General features: G+C 42.7%; 18 protein-coding genes. All 18 read right to left on the bottom strand.

The genetic code is table 11. The annotated features are described in order from the left end of the window. Positions 1 to 27 precede the first annotated feature (27 nt). The 18 genes from gdhA to thiS all read right to left on the bottom strand — a co-directional run bounded on the left by gdhA (position 28) and on the right by thiS (position 19896). Positions 28 to 1386, bottom strand: a complete 1359-nt coding sequence (gene gdhA / locus DXA60_RS14350) for an NADP-specific glutamate dehydrogenase (RefSeq protein WP_117922051.1) — start codon at positions 1384 to 1386, stop codon at positions 28 to 30. 233 nt (positions 1387 to 1619) lie between these two features. Further along, positions 1620 to 1883 (bottom strand): DUF4321 domain-containing protein, encoded by a 264-nt coding sequence (locus DXA60_RS14345; RefSeq protein WP_117922050.1) that lies wholly within the window; start codon positions 1881 to 1883, stop codon positions 1620 to 1622. A gap of 81 nt (positions 1884 to 1964) precedes the next feature. Further along, complete coding sequence (locus DXA60_RS14340) at positions 1965 to 2738, bottom strand: hypothetical protein (protein ID WP_117922049.1); 774 nt, start codon at positions 2736 to 2738, stop codon at positions 1965 to 1967. A 145-nt stretch (positions 2739 to 2883) separates the two neighbouring features. Then, positions 2884 to 3837, bottom strand: coding sequence for an L-lactate dehydrogenase (locus tag DXA60_RS14335; RefSeq protein ID WP_117922048.1), 954 nt, complete (start codon positions 3835 to 3837; stop codon positions 2884 to 2886). Positions 3838 to 4086: 249 nt separating this feature from the next. Next, on the bottom strand, positions 4087 to 4542 hold the full coding sequence (locus DXA60_RS14330; RefSeq protein ID WP_117922047.1) for a MarR family winged helix-turn-helix transcriptional regulator: 456 nt from the start codon (positions 4540 to 4542) through the stop codon (positions 4087 to 4089). 77 nt (positions 4543 to 4619) lie between these two features. Next, positions 4620 to 5672, bottom strand: coding sequence for a beta-ketoacyl-ACP synthase III (locus DXA60_RS14325; RefSeq protein ID WP_117922046.1), 1053 nt, complete (start codon positions 5670 to 5672; stop codon positions 4620 to 4622). Between the two features lie 105 nt (positions 5673 to 5777). Beyond that, positions 5778 to 7526: an acetyl-CoA carboxylase carboxyltransferase subunit alpha gene (locus tag DXA60_RS14320; RefSeq protein WP_117922045.1), complete on the bottom strand. Its 1749-nt coding sequence runs from the start codon at positions 7524 to 7526 to the stop codon at positions 5778 to 5780. Positions 7527 to 7591: 65 nt separating this feature from the next. Beyond that, the gene (gene fabZ, locus DXA60_RS14315) at positions 7592 to 8020 is read right to left on the bottom strand and encodes a 3-hydroxyacyl-ACP dehydratase FabZ (RefSeq protein ID WP_117922044.1); all 429 of its coding nucleotides are present in this window, start codon (positions 8018 to 8020) and stop codon (positions 7592 to 7594) included. Between the two features lie 71 nt (positions 8021 to 8091). Then, positions 8092 to 9333, bottom strand: a complete 1242-nt coding sequence (gene fabF, locus DXA60_RS14310) for a beta-ketoacyl-ACP synthase II (RefSeq protein WP_117922043.1) — start codon at positions 9331 to 9333, stop codon at positions 8092 to 8094. Positions 9334 to 9421: 88 nt separating this feature from the next. Further along, positions 9422 to 10162 carry a 3-oxoacyl-[acyl-carrier-protein] reductase gene (gene fabG, locus DXA60_RS14305; RefSeq protein ID WP_117922083.1) on the bottom strand — a complete coding sequence of 247 codons (741 nt, stop codon included), beginning with the start codon at positions 10160 to 10162 and terminating at the stop codon, positions 9422 to 9424. A 93-nt stretch (positions 10163 to 10255) separates the two neighbouring features. Next, a complete protein-coding gene (fabD, locus tag DXA60_RS14300; RefSeq protein ID WP_199536235.1) occupies positions 10256 to 11173 on the bottom strand; it encodes an ACP S-malonyltransferase in 918 nt (305 codons plus the stop codon). Between the two features lie 76 nt (positions 11174 to 11249). Further along, positions 11250 to 12185 (bottom strand): enoyl-[acyl-carrier-protein] reductase FabK, encoded by a 936-nt coding sequence (fabK, locus tag DXA60_RS14295; protein WP_117922042.1) that lies wholly within the window; start codon positions 12183 to 12185, stop codon positions 11250 to 11252. 2 nt (positions 12186 to 12187) lie between these two features. After that, complete coding sequence (acpP, locus tag DXA60_RS14290; protein WP_117922041.1) at positions 12188 to 12418, bottom strand: acyl carrier protein; 231 nt, start codon at positions 12416 to 12418, stop codon at positions 12188 to 12190. A gap of 327 nt (positions 12419 to 12745) precedes the next feature. Further along, a complete protein-coding gene (locus DXA60_RS14285) occupies positions 12746 to 15511 on the bottom strand; it encodes a leucine-rich repeat domain-containing protein (protein ID WP_158570884.1) in 2766 nt (921 codons plus the stop codon). Positions 15512 to 15551: 40 nt separating this feature from the next. Further along, a complete protein-coding gene (locus tag DXA60_RS14280) occupies positions 15552 to 18266 on the bottom strand; it encodes a leucine-rich repeat protein (protein ID WP_117922039.1) in 2715 nt (904 codons plus the stop codon). A gap of 187 nt (positions 18267 to 18453) precedes the next feature. After that, the gene (locus DXA60_RS14275; protein ID WP_117922038.1) at positions 18454 to 18867 is read right to left on the bottom strand and encodes a M67 family metallopeptidase; all 414 of its coding nucleotides are present in this window, start codon (positions 18865 to 18867) and stop codon (positions 18454 to 18456) included. Between the two features lie 14 nt (positions 18868 to 18881). Beyond that, the gene (locus DXA60_RS14270) at positions 18882 to 19691 is read right to left on the bottom strand and encodes a HesA/MoeB/ThiF family protein (protein WP_006855308.1); all 810 of its coding nucleotides are present in this window, start codon (positions 19689 to 19691) and stop codon (positions 18882 to 18884) included. Beyond that, positions 19675 to 19896 (bottom strand): sulfur carrier protein ThiS, encoded by a 222-nt coding sequence (gene thiS, locus DXA60_RS14265; RefSeq protein ID WP_117922037.1) that lies wholly within the window; start codon positions 19894 to 19896, stop codon positions 19675 to 19677. The genes DXA60_RS14270 and thiS overlap by 17 nt, the downstream gene beginning before the upstream one ends. Positions 19897 to 19997: the final 101 nt, after the last annotated feature.

Here is a 19997-nt window from a genome sequence, read left to right as displayed (position 1 = left end):
AATTCTTAATTAGCTGTTAATCGTAGATTAACATACACCCTGAGCTAACATAGCATCAACAACCTTCTCAAATCCGGCAATGTTTGCACCAGCAACATAGTCTGTCTGACCACCAACTGTTGCATTGTATCTCTTTGCAGCATCTGAAATGTTTGCGTAGATTGTTTCCATGATTCCTTTGAGTTTTCCATCAACTTCTTCAAATGTCCAGGAAAGTCTCTCAGAGTTCTGGCTCATCTCAAGTGCAGATGTAGCAACACCACCGGCATTGGCAGCTTTACCACCTACGAATAATACGCCGTTCTCCTGTAAGTATTTTGTTGCCTCTAATGTTGTAGGCATGTTAGCACCCTCCGTTACGGAAGTAACACCGTTAGCAACTAACATCTTAGCATCCTCAAGGTCTAACTCATTCTGTGTAGCACATGGAAGAGCTAAATCTACTTTGTACTGCCATACACCATGCTCACCGTTTTCTTTTGCATGATATTCTGCGGATGATTTTGCAGCTGCATACTCTGTAAGACGTGCACGTTTTACTTCTTTTACTTCTTTCAAAAGTGCAACATCGATTCCTTCCGGATCATAGATCCATCCAGTAGAATCAGAACATGTTACAACTTTAACACCTAACTGCTGTGCTTTCTCGATTGCATAGATAGCTACGTTACCAGATCCGGAAACTGCTGCTGTCTTGCCTTCAAGGCTCATACTGTGATCTTTCCATAATGCGTTTGTCAGGTATAACAGACCATATCCTGTAGCCTGTGTACGGGCAAGTGATCCACCGTAAGTAAGTCCTTTTCCTGTAAGAACACCTTCGAAGGAACCACGGATTCTCTTATACTGTCCGAACATGAAACCGATCTCTCTTGCACCTGTTCCGATATCTCCGGCTGGTACGTCGACGTCTGCACCGATGTATTTTGAAAGCTCTGTCATAAAGCTCTGGCAGAATGCCATGATCTCTCTGTCTGATTTGCCCTTAGGATCGAAATCAGAACCACCTTTACCACCACCGATTGGAAGTGTTGTAAGTGAGTTTTTGAAAATCTGCTCAAAACCTAAGAATTTGATAATACCAAGGTTTACAGATGGATGAAGTCTTAAACCTCCCTTGTACGGTCCAATTGCATTGTTGAACTGTACACGGAATCCTCTGTTTACCTGAACCTGTCCATTGTCATCTACCCACGGAACGCGGAACATGATCTGACGATCCGGCTCTGTAATTCTCTCTAAGATTGCATTCTTTCTGTATAACTCTTCGTTTGCATCAATAACAGGTCTTAAGGAATCAAGAACCTCTGTTACTGCCTGTAAAAATTCAGGCTGATCTGCATTTTTTTTCTTTACTACTTCGAGTACTTCATCAACGTATCCCATTTTACAATCTCTCCTTACTTATAGTATATACTCCATACAATGCCATTTACACTGCATGATCCTAACGGTTCTCCCGCTGGTTTCGTTTTGACACACTTATTTTATTATAAAATGAATCTATGTGCAATATTTTTTTCTTTATTTCACTAAATTATTAAAGTTTCACAGTGTAATAGCCGTTTTTTTGCAGTATTTCAGGTTCAATTATTCATTTTCATACTCATATTTTCTTTTTATAATAACCGGTAAATGATAATGGCAATCAATACTCCGATAATACTTGCGATCGTAATCTTGATACTTAACCCGAATGTAATGACTAAAATTCCAAGATCTAGCACGATCGGATTTGCAAATCCAAATGTCTGTCCGTAATTAAGCCAGCTTAAAAATGGTACTCCTGCCGCCAGGCTTCCAATAAAACCTCCAAGTACGATTCCTGCCAGTAATAATAAAAACAATGCCCAGTTATTTTTTCCCGCAATTCCCTTGCTCATGCCGTTCCTCCGTTTTTTTATCTCTTGTTCTTATACCGGAACCAATAGTACGCTTTTCTATACTATCATCCTGGGGAAAAACTAATCTGCATCATATACCTGACCAAGTTCTGTAATATAAATTTCCGGTTCCGACTGCGCACCTGCTGCTTTTACATTTGTTTTACGATTAAGAATAATTAAGTAACGATATACTTCTCCTTTCGGATTCTGCACATCAATTTTTACACTTGTATAGTCTTTCTGGATTTTTACAGAACTTCCATTTTTCAGCTTTTTATCCTTAGTTATAACGTATTTTGACTTCTTGGAATCCCGATAATGGTCATTGGAATACATTGTTTTTAATTTCCATCCCTTTTTCAGCTTATAGCTTACTTTTACCTTTGACTTATCCGACCAATAATTGCATAATTTGCCCGTACCATTCTTATATACATTTTTTCCATTTAATTTAACATATGAGAATGGATCTGCTTTTTTTACAGTTATATTCGTAGATAACTTATATGTTTTTCCTCCCTGCTTTACTTTACAGCTTACTTTACAGCTTCCGGTCTTTAACGTTTTAACATAAATTCCCTGATTAACATTGTACAGATAGTCGTATTTAAGTACCGAAGTATCTGAGATCTTAACATCTGTTACCTGTGCTTTTGATGAAACATTTACAAAACGAAGGGTTTCTACATAACTTGACTCATCTCCCAGAAAAACCGTTCTCTTTTTCGAATCAAATGCCGGTACTTTCTTTGTCGCCGCCACTGCATGCTCCTGCGGTATCACAAAGATCAAAGTAAACAACAGTGTAAATACCAAAATTCCTGACAACCATCTCTTTTTTTCTCTTATCATAACTTTCCCCCCCTGTGGTAATTTTTATTTAATAACAAATTACACTCTTCGCGAGCGAACCTACTACTGAATTATAGCAGATTCCTGCCATCACAGGCAAGAAATTTTCCGCTGACACATTATCTGTTACCGTTTAACCACAAGATTATAAAACCTGTTCTGCCATCTCTTTTAAGATCTGTGCTGATTTCTGAAGCTGTTTCTGCTCGCCCTCATCCAGAGAAATCGGAACCTGTCTCTCGATTCCGTTCTTTCCAACGATTGCAGGCATACTTAAAACCACATCCTCCACACCATACATTCCGTGGATCATACCGGAAACCGGAAGAATGGATTTTTCATCACGAACGATTGCCTCGCAGATTCGTTTTACAGACATTGCGATTCCATAATAAGTTGCATTTTTCTTTGCAATGATCTCATAGGCGCTGTTGCGCACATTTGCCGCAATGCGTTCCATAGAATCGTCATGATTGAAATGGCCTCGCATCTCGCAGAACGTATTTAACGGAATTCCTGATACATTCGCACTGCTCCATGCAGCAATCTCACTGTCCCCATGCTCCCCGATGATAAAGGCATGCACGCTCCGGCTGTCCACACCAAGATGTTCTCCCAGCTCATACTTCAACCTTGCCGTATCTAAAACCGTACCGGAACCGATCACGCGGTTTTCCGGCATCCCGCTCAATTTATGAGCCGTATATGTAAGGATATCTACCGGGTTTGACACGATAAGCAGGATTCCCTGATAATTTCTCTTTGCGATCTCCGGAATAATACTCTTAAAAATGCCGACATTTTTCTGTACCAGATCCAGTCTTGTCTCTCCCGGTTTCTGATTTGCACCGGCCGTCACAACGATGATCGCTGCATCCATGATATCATCATATCCACCTGCATAAATTTTCATTGGTCTTGCAAATGGGATTCCATGGGAAATATCCATTGCCTCCCCTTCTGCTTTCTCTGTATTCGCATCGATCAAAACCATCTCGGAAAAAAGTCCGCTCTGCATCAGTCCAAACGCAGAGGTCGCACCTACAAATCCACATCCGATCACTGCCACTTTCCTGTTGTTTAATTCTGTCTTTTCCATAATATTCCTCCATTTCCTGCCCCATCCGTATGTCTCTCTGGCGCAAATCCTGTGTGTGAAGATCTGTTATTCACACAGTTGTCCTTGTTTCTGGTATCATCTTAATTTATTTCGGGCAGATTGTATGTTGTAATTACAACATTTATTTGAGAATATCTATCATGATGCAGGTATCAAAAAAGGATGCCTCCCGTTTCCGGAAAACACCCTTAAATATCTATATAACATCCACAACTTTATCCAAACCCTTTACGCTTCTTCATTCTCCCCATATACCTGCTGGAAAAAGTCCACCAGTTTTGCCAGTGAATAGATCAGCACCGTTATCTCCTGTTTATTAAGCTCTCCCTTGATATGGTCGATCATCCGATGATGAAACTCCTCATGATGCAGGTAAGCTGCCTTTCCTTTTTCAGTCAGGCATACCCAGACAACACGCTTATCCTGCTTGCTGCGCTCCCTGACAACATACCCTTTATCTGTCAGACCATCCATCGCCTTTGTCAGCGTTCCTGTCGTGACATTCATCAGTTTTGCCACAGTGCTCATGCTCTTTGGCTCTGACATGCCAATCGCTTCTATTACATGAAAATCATTATAGGTAAGATCCTTAAAGTCATCGGTGATCAGTGATTTCCCTTCGATCTCCATAATGTCTTTAAATAATTTTACCAATAATTCATTTAATGTTTCATCTGCCGTCATTCAAATATACTCCTATTCATGGCAGTACCATTTGTCGTTTACCTGCATAACCACAATCAATCTGTTTCTTGCCGCCTCTACCATGTCAAAACCGTCGCGCCCCATGTCAGCCCTGCTCCAAATCCTGCCAAAACTATTTTTTTACCTTCACATATCATACCATGTTTATTGATATTATCAAGTAAAATCGGTACGCTTGCTGCAGAAATATTGCCACATTCTTCCAGATTCGTCGGAAATTTTTCCATCGGCTGATGCAGTCTTTTTGCAACAGATTCAATAATACGCAGGTTTGCCTGATGAAGTACAAACAGATCAATATCTTCCACTTTAAGTCCAGCTTTATCTACCGCTTTCTCAATTACTTTTGGCACCGTCTTTACTGCAAATTTGTATACTTCCTGTCCGTTCATCGACACATAGGAAAGTGTGGCATCATTGACTGCAAATGGATTATTGACCGGACGGTTATCACAGCGGAGTACTTCTCCACGCGCGCCGTCAGATCCCTGCACCATGCTTAGAATGCCGCTTTTATTACTTTTGCTTTCTGCATCCGGCTGCGTCCTTCCAAAATCTGATTTACCGCCTGAATTATTCTGTTTACCATCTTCCTTCCCATCATCTTCCGCCGCAACGACTGCAGCCCCGGCGCCGTCCCCAAACAGCACACATGTACTTCTGTCATTCCAGTCCATGATCTTTGAAAGAGTCTCTGCACCGATGACAAGTGCCTTTTTATAAACACCATTTTCCAGATACATCTGCACCGTATTTAACGCAAATAAAAATCCGGAGCACGCTGCATTTAAATCAAAAGCCACTGCGTTTTTTGCCCCCAGGGCACTCTGCACCTCGCAGGAAAGATTGGGAAGAAATTTATCTGCAGTAACCGTCGCTGCAATGATAAGATCAAGTTCTTCTGCGGTTACTCCTGCATCCCTTAAAGCATCGTTTGCTGCTGCAACGGCAAGTCCTGTTGTCGTTTCTTCTACCGCAAGGTGCCTTGCACCGATTCCCGTGCGGCTTTTGATCCACTCGTCCGAGGTATCCATCAATTTACTTAAGTCATCATTTGTTACCCGAAGTTTCGGGACTGCACTTCCTGTTCCCTTGATTTTGATTCTCATACTTTTTCCTCATTACCAGAGTTTATTTTTTCATCTGCCCTCTGCGAAATATCCCGGCAATTTTTTACCGGAATCTATAAAATACAGGCTCACATAATCTGCTTCTTAGAACGCACGAAATCTATCATAACGCTCTTTTGCAAGCTGTTCTCCCGTTTTTCCATTCTGCCGCTCTAAAAATTCTTTCATATGACCTTTCATATATCTGGAGATCGATTCACATGCCTTTTCATCCGCTGCTCCATATTCAGGGATGATCTGCTCTATAATATTTAATGCATACAGATCATGCGCAGTGATCTTCATGACCTCACTTGCTTCCTTCGCACGTTTTCCATCTTTCCAGAGGATCGATGCAAAGCCCTCCGGGGATAGAACAGAATATGTAGCATTTTCGAGCATCCATACTTCATTGCCGACCGACAACGCGAGTGCACCGCCACTTCCGCCTTCTCCGATCATCAGGCATAAAATTGGAACCTTGATGGCTGACATCTCGTAGAGATTTCTTGCGATTGCCTCCCCCTGTCCGCGTTCTTCCGCTTCTTTTCCGCAGAATGCACCGGAGGTATTCACAAATGTAATGATCGGACGGTTGAATTTTTCTGCCTGTTTCATCAGACGCAGTGCTTTTCTGTAACCTTCCGGTGAAGGCATTCCGTAATTATGGCGCATGCAGTCTTTTAAATCTTTTCCTTTATGAATCCCTATCACAGTAACCGGCTGGCCATCGAGATAAGCAACACCACCCACGATCGCAGGATCATCCGCAAACTGTCTGTCCCCGTGAAATTCCATAAAATCATCAAAAATATTTTCCATATAATCCACGGAAGCAAGTCTGTCTGCACGTCTTGCCGCACGCACCTTTTCCCATGCAGAAAGCGGCTGTGCCTTTGTTGCCCGCTCTTTCATGACCTCTGTCGGCTCGTAACAGTCATCGCTGCGCAGTGGATCAAAGTTGGCATATCCTTCTGTTTTCTGATGCATTTTTAAGATGCGGTAAAGTGTCATTTTTAAATCTTTACGTTCCACGATCGCATCCACAAAACCATGCTCTAACTGGAACTGGGCTCTCTGGAATCCTTCCGGCAGTTTTTCCCCGATCGTCTGCTCGATAACACGCGGCCCGGCAAACCCGATCAACGCCCCCGGCTCTGCGAGGATGATATCACCTAGCATTGCAAAACTTGCCGTCACACCTCCGGTTGTAGGATCGGTTAACACTGGCACATATAAAAGTCCTGCCTCGGAATGTTTTTTTAATGCAGCCGCCGTCTTTGCCATCTGCATCAGGGAAACGATTCCCTCCTGCATTCTTGCACCACCGGAACAACAGAATAAAATAACCGGAAGAGAAAGTTCTGTCGCACGCTCCACCGCAAGTGCGATTTTTTCTCCCACAACATGCCCCATACTGCTCATCATAAACCGGGCATCACACACGCCGATCACCGTCTCAAGTCCATAGATCCTGCATTTTCCGACTGTGACTGCCTCATGCAGTCCTGTCTTTTCCTGTGCGGCTTTGATCTTCTCCGGATATCCCGGAAAATCAAGCGGATTTTTTGACTCCAATTCCTCAAACCACGGCTCAAAGGTATCCTTATCCGCAACCATGCGGATCCTGTTTTTGGTACGGACGCGGAAATAATTGCCGCACTCATAACAGACATATTTATTTTTTTCCGCAGTTTTCTTATTGATCTCTCTGCCACAAGCCGGACAGACGATCGTTGCCGGCGGCTCTGTATTAACTGTCTCTGCCTCTTTTTTTGCTGCCTCTACCGTTTTCTGTGGTTCTTCTACCGTCTCTGTTACTTCTTTTTTCTTCTTCAAAAAAAATGCTGCCATACTTTCCCCTTTTTGCCTGTTTACAGTTATTTATCAAACCTGCGCTGTTCCAGACTCTCTTAACTTCAACTGATCGCAAATGTCAGCTCCGCGATACATGCAATGTCATCCCCCACCTTCGCTGTGGCACGGCCGACACCGATCGGGCCTTTTTGCTTTATGATCTCTGTTTCCAATATCAACACATCTCCCGGCACTACTTTCCGTTTGAATTTTGCAGAATTGATTCCCGCAAAATATGCAGTTTTTCCGCGGTTTTCTTCCACCGAGAGAATTGCAACCGCTCCGGTCTGTGCCAGTGCTTCAATGATCAGTACGCCCGGCATGACCGGCTCATTTGGAAAATGTCCGCCAAAGAATGGCTCATTGTAGCTGACACATTTTTTTGCAACGGCACGCATGCCGGATTCTAATTCTTCCACCGTGTCGATCAGCAAAAACGGCTGACGATGCGGAATGATCTCCATGATCTGTTTTGTTGTAAGAACTGGCATAACCCTGCCTCCTTATTTTTCCAATATATTGATTGTATGGATTGACCGGCAAATGATGTTTGATGTCAAGATCAAATAGCATCTCTGTATTTTTTCAGCAGGATACTTGCATTATGCCCGCCAAAACCAAGCGAGTTGCTCAGCGCATATGGCACATCCATCTGCACTGCTTCTTTGCAGTAATCAAGGTCAAGTTCCTCATCCGGCGTTGTATAACCAACTGTCGCGTGTACAAAACTATCCTGGATTTCTTTGACACAGGCCACAAATTCAATGGCTCCTGCCGCACCGAGCAAATGTCCAACCATAGATTTGGTGGAATTGACCTTCATATCATATGCGTGATCGCCAAAAGCAAGTTTGATCGCACGCGTTTCAAACAGGTCGTTGTGATGCGTGGATGTTCCATGTGCATTGATGTAGGTGATTTCTTCCGAACGGATGCCTGCATCTTCCACCGCATTGGTCATGGCGCGGGCTGCACCGGCACCATCCTCAGCAGGCGAAGTAATATGGTATGCATCGGATGATGTTCCGTATCCGACTACTTCCGCATATATTTTTGCTCCACGTGCTTTTGCATGTTCTAATTCCTCTAATACAACGATCGCAGCACCTTCTCCCATCACAAAACCACTGCGGTTTTTGTCAAATGGAATCGAGCATTTTGCCGGATCACTCTCAGTGGAAAGCGCCGTCAGTGATGTAAATCCGGCAATTCCAAGCGGACAGATTGCGCCCTCTGTTCCACCGGCAACCATCACATCTGCTTCACCATACTGAATACTCCGGAATGCCTCACCGATACTGTTTGTTCCGGTTGCACATGCTGTTACCACATTGATACTCTTTCCTTTCAGTCCAAATGCAATGGAAACATTTCCGGCTGCCATGTTGGAAATGACAAGCGGTACGAACAGCGGATTCACTTTTGACGGTCCTTTTTCCAACAGTCTTTTGTGCTCACGCTCAATTCCCCCAAGACTTCCGACTCCGTTTCCGACTGATACGCCGACGCGGTAAGGATCTTCTTTTTCCATATCTAATGCTGCATCTGTGATCGCCTCTTTTGCAGCTGCCACCGCGTACTGACAGAACAGTTCCATACGTCTTGCCGTCTTCGCATCCATATACTGTTTTGCATCGAAATCTTTTACTTCGGCTGCAAGATGACATTTATATCCTTCTGTATCAAATTTTGTGATCTCACCGAAACCGATTTTTCCTTCTTTTACGGACTGCCAGAACTCCTCTACACTAAGTCCGATCGGAGTGATCGCGCCCATTCCTGTTACCACTACTCGTCTGCTCATAACTTTTCCTTTCCATTTTCAAGCCCCAAATTCAGGCTTTTCCTTTTTGATCCGACACAATACCATGCAGTCAAAATGTTTTTACTGCTTATATGCTCATACCGCCGTCCACGGAAATTACCTGTCCTGTCATGTAGGATGCTTTCTCCGAGGCTAAAAATGTCACTACCTCCGCAATATCATCCACTTTTCCGACTCTGCCGAGCGGGATCTGCGTTTTCACTGCTTCCTTTGCCTTGTCTGTCATCTGCGCTGTCATTTCCGTATCAATGAATCCCGGCGCAACCGCATTGCAGGTAATCCCACGGGAAGAAAGTTCTCTCGCCACACTTTTGGTCAGTCCGATCACGCCCGCCTTGCTTGCACTGTAATTTGCCTGTCCTGCATTTCCAAGAATACCGGATACAGAGGAAAGATTGATGATCGTTCCGGAGCGCTGTTTTAACAGATAGCGTGAAAAATGACGGATCGTGTTGAATGTCCCCTTAAGATTTGTTGCAATGACTGCATCAAATGCTTCCTCACTCATCTTCATCAAAAGATCATCTCTCGTGATTCCTGCATTGTTGACAAGAATATCCAGATGCCCATAGTTCTCTATAATGTCTTTTGCCATCTTTTCACAGGCACTGTAATCAGAAACATTGCATCCATAAACAGCCGCCTTACCGCCATCTGCAAGGATTTCTGCGGCAACAGCATCCGCACGCTCTTTTGAACCATTGTAATTGATGATGACAAAAGCACCTTCTTTTGCAAGACTTTTTGCGATCGCAGCTCCGATGCCGCGGCTTGCACCGGTGACCAGTGCTGTCTTATTTGTTAACATAACTTCTCCTTTTTCTGATAACTGCGGCACCATGCCTTCGTTATTAAAAATAATTTTTAAGTTAACGAAAGCTGATAACATTGATTCCGCGTATTAATTCTCCGCAATAAACTTCTTGAAATCCTCAAACTTATCAATGTTGACTGCCGTTACATCGCGGTTGATTTTACGCATAAATCCGGTCAGTGTTTTTCCCGGTCCGATCTCTATAAACAGATCTGCGCCATCTGCGATCAGTCGCTCGATCGTCTGCTGCCATCGGACAGATGAGGATACCTGTTTTTCCAGTAATGGCTTGATATCCTCTTCTTTGGTCACATAGTCTGCTGTCACATTGGCAACATAAGGAATTTCCGGGGTATGGACTGTCACCCGCTTTAATTCTTCTCCAAGCTTTTCTCCGGCACCTTTTAACATTGCAGAATGGAACGGACCGCTGACTTTTAAAGGAACGACACGTTTTGCTCCGGCTTCCTTACAGAGCTCACCTGCCGCTGTCACAGCTTCTTCTTCTCCGGTAATAACGATCTGCCCCGGACAGTTATAGTTTGCGATCGATACAATGCCTTCTGTTTTTTCACAGGCTTCCTCGATCTGCGCGGTATCTAATGCTAAAACTGCTGCCATTGCCCCACCTTCCGGCACTGCCTCCTGCATATAAATACCTCTCTTGCGCACCAGTGCAAACGCATCTTTTCTGCTCAATGCTCCACAGGCGATCAATGCCCCATACTCACCAAGACTTAAACCCGCCGTCACGTCTGCTTTGTAACCTTTTACCTGTAAGGCACGCAGGATTGCTGCCTCTGCAGTCAGCATACAGATCTGCGTATATTCTGTGATATTGATCTTATCATTTTCCTCAAAACATAACGCAGCAATATCAAGTCCTGACGCCTCGGATGCCTCCTCAAATACTTCCCTGCATTCCGGCATAGCATCGTAAAAATCCTTTGCCATTCCTATGTACTGTGCTCCCTGTCCCGGAAACATAAAAACCGTCTTTCCCATGTTAATCTCCATTCTTGCGCTGTCTTTTGCGCATCTCAAGTTTGTGCGTAAGCACAAATCTTGCGTGTGAAAAATCTTATTTTTCACATGGTCTTCCCAGCAGCTTCTCTGCCTGTGTCACAACATCCTCAATGATCTCTTTACAGGTCTGCTCTTTTTTTACCATGCCCGCGCTCTGTCCTGCCATCAGGCTTCCGTTTACCACATCACCATCCATGACTGCCTTGCGCAGGGAACCAAGTGTAAGGTGCTCTAACTCTTCAAAGGATGCTCCCTCTTTTTCCAGTTTCAGATATTCGCGGCTCATCTGGTTGCGCAGCACGCGGATCGGATGTCCGGTACTCATACCTGTCACTTCCGAATCAATATCCTTTGCCTTAATGACACGCTCTTTATAATTCGGATGCACGATGGATTCTTTCGCGACCACAAATCTGGTTCCCATCTGTACACCTTCGGCGCCGAGCATAAATGCTGCTGCCATGCCTCTGCCGTCTGCAATTCCCCCTGCGGCAATGACCGGTATCTGTACTGCATCTGCCACCTGCGGAACGAGTGTCATGGTCGTCTGTGCACCGATATGTCCGCCAGACTCCATTCCCTCTGCAATGACTGCATCTGCTCCGCCACGTTCCATCATTCTCGCCATTGCAACACTTGCAACAACCGGAATCACGACAACGCCTGCCTGTTTCCATGCATCCATGAATTTTCCGGGATTTCCGGCACCTGTGGTCACAACCTTAACGCCCTCTTCAATGACGATCTGTGCAACCTCAGCCGCATTCGGATTTAATAACATGACATTCACGCCAAATGGCTTGTCCGTCAGCTTTTTTACTTCCCTGACCTGTTCTCTTACCACTTCAGGCGGTGCACTTGCAGCTCCGATGATTCCTAACCCTCCGGCATTTGAAACTGCCGCCGCAAGATGATATTCCGCAACCCATGCCATACCGCCCTGGATGACCGGATATTTTGTTCCCAGCAGTTTGCTTACCCTTGTCTCCATACTTAAGCCACACCTTTTCCTTTTAAGTACTCAACAACATCATTGACAGTTACGATAGAAGTTAAATCCTCCGATGGGATCTCAACACCAAACTCTTCCTCAAGAGCCATAACAAGTTCGAATAAATCTAAGGAATCTGCTCCTAAATCATCTTTGAAATTAGACTCTGCCTTGATTTCAGACTCATTTACATTTAACTGCTCTGCAATAATCGGGATCATTTTCTCTAACATATTTTTCTCCTTTTCTGCGCATACCTTATTATTTTTTCAGCGCCTTGCCCTTATTTCTATTGTGGGCTGATTTTCTTTTCTTATTTTCTGATTCATGTAATCATTTGCCTTTCAAATAGTTTGATAGTCAAATAATTAGCTTTTCAAAGTATATGTCTGATGGAAATATTTGTCAAGGTAATTTGATAAAATTTTGCAAAATGGTACTTAGGTATCAGGAACCATAAATAGAAAAAAAGAACAACCATAAACACTGTGTTTATAGCTGTTCTTACATTAATTCTTTTAAATTTTTTAATCTTTTATTTCCGAAAATAACAGGAGCAATCACTTTCTGACCGTCACAGTTTTCACCTTACTATAAGCTCCCTGCACTCTTTTCCCGCGGGAATTTTTATAAGAGCATACGCGGACATAGTATTTCTTTCCCGGCTTTAATTTTGTGATTTTTTTGGTAGTGGTTTTGTTTTTTGTGACGACAACTTTTTTTACATTCTTTTTGAATTTCTTATCCATGGAATACTGAACGATATAACCGGATGCTTTCTTGTCCTTTTTCCATTTTACTTCAAATGTCTTTGCCTTTTTGGATTTCAGAGAAGTAATCTGGTTCTTCACCGGTTTTACCGTTAAAGTAATCGTCTTTGTTGCTGCCTTATATTTTCCTTTTGCAGCCGCTTTGATTGTGATTTTTGTCTGTCCGTAACTCTTTAATTTGATTTTTCCGGTCTTACTTATGGCTGCGATCTTTTTATCTGCCACCTTGTAGGTCAGTTTTGCCCCACAACTTGATTTGGCACCTATGGCAAAAGTTTTTGTGCTGTAGGTCTTTGTAATATTTTTAGCTTTTATGGTCTGTTTCTTTTTCTGCTGTGTGGCATTACCGTTCTGGTCTGACGGCTTATCCGGCTGATTCGGAGTATCTGTCTGCCCCGGCTTTTCTGTCTGATCCGGCTTTTGTGTCTGCCCCGGTTCATCTGTCTGATCTGTTATTTTTTCTACATTTAACGTAACTATTTTCTTCGCTGCCGCACAGGTATCTGTCTCTGATGCCGAGATAATAATTTTTACTGTCCCGGAACCTAAAATATATCCTTTTCCATCTGCATCTATTTTTACGATTTTTTCGTTTTCTGACCGGTAAGATATCTTACCATCCCCATCCGACTTTGCGTCAAGATAGAAAATATTCAGATCCTTTTTATCTGCCTGATAAGAATACGTGATCTTTTGCACACGCTTTTGATCCGTTTCTTTATTTTTTATTGTAATATAAATTTCTGTCTGCGCCATTTTACAATTTTGCGTCGCAGATGCCGTGATCACAATATTGGTCGTACCTGCTCCGATGATCTTTACAGCTCCATTTTCAGATACCTGAATGATATCCTCGTTTCCCGAATAAAAACTTAGAGTTCCATCCCCGGTTGTTTTTGCAGTGATCTTAAAATCCGGATCTCCAACCGTTTTTTCAATGTTATCATTATCTGTCGTAATCGTCTGGGTTTTCCGTTCGTCGGCTACCTTACTTTTTATATTGTTATTTTTCGCATATTTTTCTGCAGCAGAACCTGAACTACAGTATATCGTTAAATTGCTGCAATACGAAAACGCATTGTCTGCTATTGTTTTTACCCCGTCCGGTATGGTAATACCGGTCAGATTTGTGCAGTCACCAAACGCATTATCCAGAATATCCGAAATATTTTTGGAAATTGTTACCTCTGTCAACGCATCACAATACCGGAAAGCCCATGCCCCCAAATCTTTAACACTGTCCGGCAGATGTACCTGCTGCATGGAATCACACCTATAAAAGGCATAGTTTCCTATATCTGTAAGCTGATTTGAAAACCGGACTTTTATAAGCGAGGAACAGGATTTAAATGCATCTTCGCCAATGCTCTTTACGCTGTCCGGCATATCTACCGATGTGATCTTTTCACAGTTACTGAAGGAACCGTCAAGGATTCCCACCGTCCCCTCTAAGATCTTCACGCTGCCTTTTTTCCCGGCAGGACAATTAATCAACACGAGTCTGCCTTCCTCTGTGCCATACAATATGCCATCCTCTGATCTGTATATCGTATTCCCTGCCGCCACATTGATCGTCTCTAAGTGATCACAGCTGCCGAACACATTGTTTCCTATTTTTGTTGTCTTAGCCGGAATTGTGATCTGTTTTAAATTTTGGCAATAAAAAAATGCTTCTTTTCCGATCGACTCCAGATTCGCCGGAAGTATCATCGTCTCCATTCCGGTCGAAAAAAATGCCCGTTCTCCAATACTTTTTACACTATCAGGAAGTGTAACTTTCGTTGTAAGACAATCCCAGAATGCAAAATCTCCGATATGCTCTACTCCATCCGGCACATTCATATCAGTCTTGCGGCCTGCCGGACAATAACAAACTGTTTTTCCATTCTTTTCATATAACACGTTATCTTTAACCTGATATCTCGTATTATTGCCTGAAACCTTTATCTCTGTCAGCGCAGCACAGGAACCTATGATATCACCATTAATATTATAAGTGCCCTCTGTAAAATCAATACTTGTCAGCCGATTGCAGCTTGTAAACACAAGTCTATCCATTTTGATTATGGATTTGGGAAGAACAACACTTTTCAAATGAGTTTCGGAAAATGTCTGCATACCAATCTCTTCTACACCTTCTGCCATTGTGACACTTTCCAGATTGCTGCATCCATAAAATGCCAGCATTTCAATTTTCCGTACATTTCCCGGAATGATTACGCTTTTGATGTATTTATTATTCTGAAATGCTGACTTGCCAATTCTACTGACATTTGAAGGGATTGTAACCGTCTCTGCTGTTCCGGTATATTTTGTCAACAGACCGTTGTTGATCGTAAATTCACCCGTATCTGCTGTTTTTGTATCTTCTTCAGTTTCAAACACCTGTTTTTCTGCATTTTCCGGCTCTGCTGCTTCTGTTTCCTCTATGTATTCTGTCGCAGCTATATATTCCATCACTCCTGCATTTTCTGCCGCCTGTACGGACAATAGATTTACGCCTGCAGCTAAAATAGCTGCTCCCAGCATTCCAGTCAGTATTCTTTTCATTTTCATAACGTTTCTCCATCCTTTACCACTTTTATGCTGATGCATATCACTTCAATTTTACACTTTTTACCGTACCATAACTTCCCTGTACTTTTTTTCCGTGAGAATTTTTATATGCACACACACGGACATAATATTTCTTTCCCGGTTTTAATTTCGTAATCTTTTTCGTAACGGTCTGGTTTTTTGTGACAACAGCTTTTTTCACATTCTTTTTGAATTTCTTATCTGTGGAGTACTGAATGATATAACCGGATGCCTTCTTATCCTTTTTCCACTTTACCTGTAACGTCTTTGCCTTTAGCTGCTTTACAGAGGTTACTTTTACCTTTACCGGTTTTACGGTTAATGTGATCGTCTTTGTTGCTGCCTTATATTTTCCTTTTGCGGCTGCTTTGATCGTAATTTTTGTCTGTCCACAATTTTTCAGTTTGATCTTTCCGGTCTTACTTATGGTCGCAATTTTTTTATCTGCCACCTTGTATGTTAATTTACCTCCACCATTTGTCTTTGCTCCGATGGAAAATGTTTTTGTACTGTATGTCTTTGTGATATTTTTTGCTTTTATGGTCTGTTTCTTCTTTGTCTGCTGACCATCTGTTGTCCCGGATGTATTGTTGCCGCCATCAGAAGGTTTTTTATCCTCTGTTGTCTGTGAATCATCCTTCGACACGTTATCCGATGGTTTTTTTCCCGGATCTGTATTACTCTGTGTCTTTTTTGGCTTCACAGTTACTGTGACGATTGTCTCTGATGCATGATACAATTCCGTTTCTGATGCAAGAACAGTAATATGTGCTGTCCCCTGTTTTATTCCACAGACTTTTCCGGAAGCATCCACGCTTGCAACCGTTTTATCATCTGACACATAAGAAATTGTTCCGTCCCCATCCGTTGCAGCGTCTAATGCTACCGTATTTCCTTCATAGATACTGATAATATCCGCGACGGTGATCGTCTGCGATTTTTTCTTCACTACACCCCGGACACTGATATGGATCGTTTTCGATGCCCACTCGTAAGCGTCTGTTCTTGCAGCCGTGATCACGACATCTGTTGTTCCTGTTCCTTTGATCGTGACTTTTCCGTCAGCGCTTACCGTAACCACAGACTCATCCTTTACCTTATAAGTCAGCTTTCCATCTCCGTCTGTAGCTGCCTGAATATAAAATGATTCATCTCCATACATTTTTTCAAAGTCATTCGCTGTGATCGTCTGCCGTTTCTTCGCTGTGTTTCCATACGCATAAGAAATATCATTTTCTTTTGCGTAGCTTTCTGCACAGGTTCCCTCCTTACAGTAAATGAGCAGATCCCTGTCTCTCCGGCCGGTTTCAAATGCACCATCCTCTATGCTGGTTACGGACGCCGGAATGATCGCATACTGTAAATTATCACAGCCATCAAATGCCCTGTATTTTATACTGGTTACCCCTTCTGGAATCACGATATTTTCCAGAGACTCACACCCCGCAAACACTGCCTGATCAATGTCCGTTAATCTGGCTGGTAATTTGACACTCTTTAACGCTGTACAATCTTCAAATGCATACATTCCAATTTGCTCGATATTATCCGGCAGTTCAATTTTTTCCAGCGCACTGCATCCTTCAAAAGCACTGCTGTTGATTGTCTCTAAACTTTCCGGCAGTCTGACTTCTGTCACATATTTACAGTCATGAAATGCCTCCGTACCAATCTCATGCATTCCGTCTGCAACCGTAACAATTCCCTGTTTCATCGCAGGACATACCATCATTCTCATGTATTTCTTCTTTTCATATAAAATACCGTCCACACTTTTAAAATATGTGTTTTCCGGTACAACTATAATCTCTTCTAATGCCTTACAGTCCCTGAATACATAACTTCCAACACTTGAAATTTTCGAAGTCAGCTCCAGTTTCTTTATCTTCTCACATCCCCACAGTGCCATATCATCAATCTTCCATAAGGTCTGTGGCAAGGTTATATTTTCAATATTTTTGCAGTTATAAAAAGCTGCTTTTTCAATAACCTCAACGCCCTCCGGCAATATGACCTGCGTTTTGCTGCCTCCCTGCGGAAAATAGTATAAATCTTCAACTGATTTATCATACAATATGTTATCCTGGACTTTGTATTTTGTACTGCCAGTGGCTTTTACTGTATTCACATTGGGCAGATCTACAATACGGTTAGAGATAACTGCCGTAGAAGTCGTTATATCCAGTTCCGTAATTAAATCACTTCCGCCAAAAGTAAAATCTTTCATCTCCGTAACGCTGCCCGGTATCATTACCGTTCCTTTTTTCGCAGAGGTACCGGAAACTGTTATGCATTCTAAATTTTCACAACTTCTGAATGCATATGATGCGATCGTCTGTAAGGTCTTTGGCAGTTCCACAGACTTTAATTTCGTACAGTGATAAAATGCTCTATATCCTAATGCAGTAACCCCATCCGGAACTTTGACGCTCTCAATATCTTTTCCCTCAAATGCCGACTCACCGATGGAAGTTACCCCTGCCGGAATCGCAATCTCTGTTTCATACCCTCTGTAATCTGTTAAAACTCCATTTTCAATTACAAAACCATTTTTATCTTCTAGTGCATTGCCCACAGAAAACACATGCTCTGTCTCCGCCGCATCCTCCTCTGTTTCCATGATTTCTGTCACGTCCCTGTCTGCGTACAGATTCTGTGCCAACACAGGGGAAGCACTTATCTCTCCTGATAGCATCACTGCCGCTAATACTCTTAATAACATTTTCTTACTCACGCAATACTCCTCCAGCTGCCTGCTGCAACCTCATTTTCTTTTAAAAAAATCATTTTTCACAATATTTTTATCTTAGCGTATCATTATCATTTATGTCAATTGACGGTCTAGTCCTCTGGTACCATAAAACAAAAAATAAGTGTGAAAAAATTTTCTTCCACACTTATTTTTGTCTATGATTTTATTTTTACGCTTCGATCACAAGCTCTTCTTTTGTGACCTCTCCTTTTTCGATATGGAAAGAATTAAGTACAAGTTCCTCCGGATTCATCAGCGAAAGGATAAGATAGTTCATCTTCGGATCATACGCTAAGCGGATGTCTTCCTGGGACGGGCGTGACGGCGATTCCGGATGCGAGTGGAAATTACCGAGAAGCACGCCTTTTTTCTGGCGGATATCTTTGATCGCTGCTAGCTGCTCTGCCGGGTCCATGGAAAAATGTTCCCTGCTCTCGTCTACATTGCGAAGCAGATACACGTCTGTTACCACACGTTTTTCCCCTTCCACATAGCCGCCAAGCAGTCCGCATGCTTCATTCGGGAGTCCGTTTTTTGCGTGATCTACGATCTTATTGTAATCTTCCTGTTTTAAAATCAGCATATGCGCCTCCTAAATTAAATACCATCTGTGCAGACAACCTGCTCATAATCGATCAGTTCTGTGATTGTCGGATGCTTTCCACATACTGCACAGCCATCTGTATTGGATGGCAGTTTCACTTTATGAAATTCCTGGTTGATCGCATCGTAGGTCAATAAATAACCGGTCAAAAGTTTTCCTACACCAAGAATGTATTTGATAGCTTCCATTGCCTGTAAACTTCCGATCACACCGCCCATGGCACCGATGACACCTGCCTGTTTACAGGTCGGCACTGCATCCTTTGGTGGTGGATTTTTGAATACACAGCGGTAACATGGTCCCTCTCCCGGAACATAAGTCATAAGCTGTCCTTTAAAGCGGATGATTCCTGCATGGGAAAATGGTTTTTTCGCCATAACACAGGCATCATTGATCAAAAATTTTGCCGGGAAATTGTCCGTTCCGTCAATGATAAAATCATAATCGGCAATCAGATCCATGATGTTTTCGCTTGTCACAAACTGGCGGTAGGTTTTTACCGTTACATCCGGGTTCATCGCATTGATCGTCTCTTTTGCGGATTTTACTTTTGCTTTTCCGATGTCGGCTGTGCCGTGGATGATCTGACGCTGTAAATTAGAAAGATCGACCTCATCTGCATCTACGATACCAATGGTTCCCACACCTGCTGCACCAAGATACATTGCTGCCGGTGCTCCAAGTCCGCCTGCTCCGATAATCAGAACTTTTGCATTCAAAAGTTTTTTCTGTCCCTTTGCGCCGACTTCTTTTAAAATAATATGTCTTGAGTAACGCTCAATCTGCTCATCTGTTAATGCCATAGCTGCCTCCTCCCATGAAATATAAAAATTCTACGTTGTCACCATCTTTTAATACCGTTGACTGCACCTGGTCAGATGGAACAAATTCCTCATTGATGGAAACGGTAACATACTCTGGTGTCTCCACCTGCTCTAACTCAAACAGTTCTGTTAACTTCAAATCATCTTTTACTTCTTTTTTGTTTCCTGCCACTGTGATCTGCATATTTCTCCTCTTTTCCGCGGAAATTTTTTTCTACCCGCTATTTTTCTCATCTTTATCCTGAATTATTCACGGAACAGTATCTGAACTGATAACTGTACCAT

This window comes from Roseburia sp. OF03-24 (genome assembly GCF_003463035.1).
Classification (GTDB): Bacteria; Bacillota; Clostridia; order Lachnospirales; family Lachnospiraceae; genus Roseburia; species Roseburia rectibacter.
Note: the sequence above shows the minus strand (reverse complement) of the source record. Positions and strands in the feature narration are given on the sequence as shown.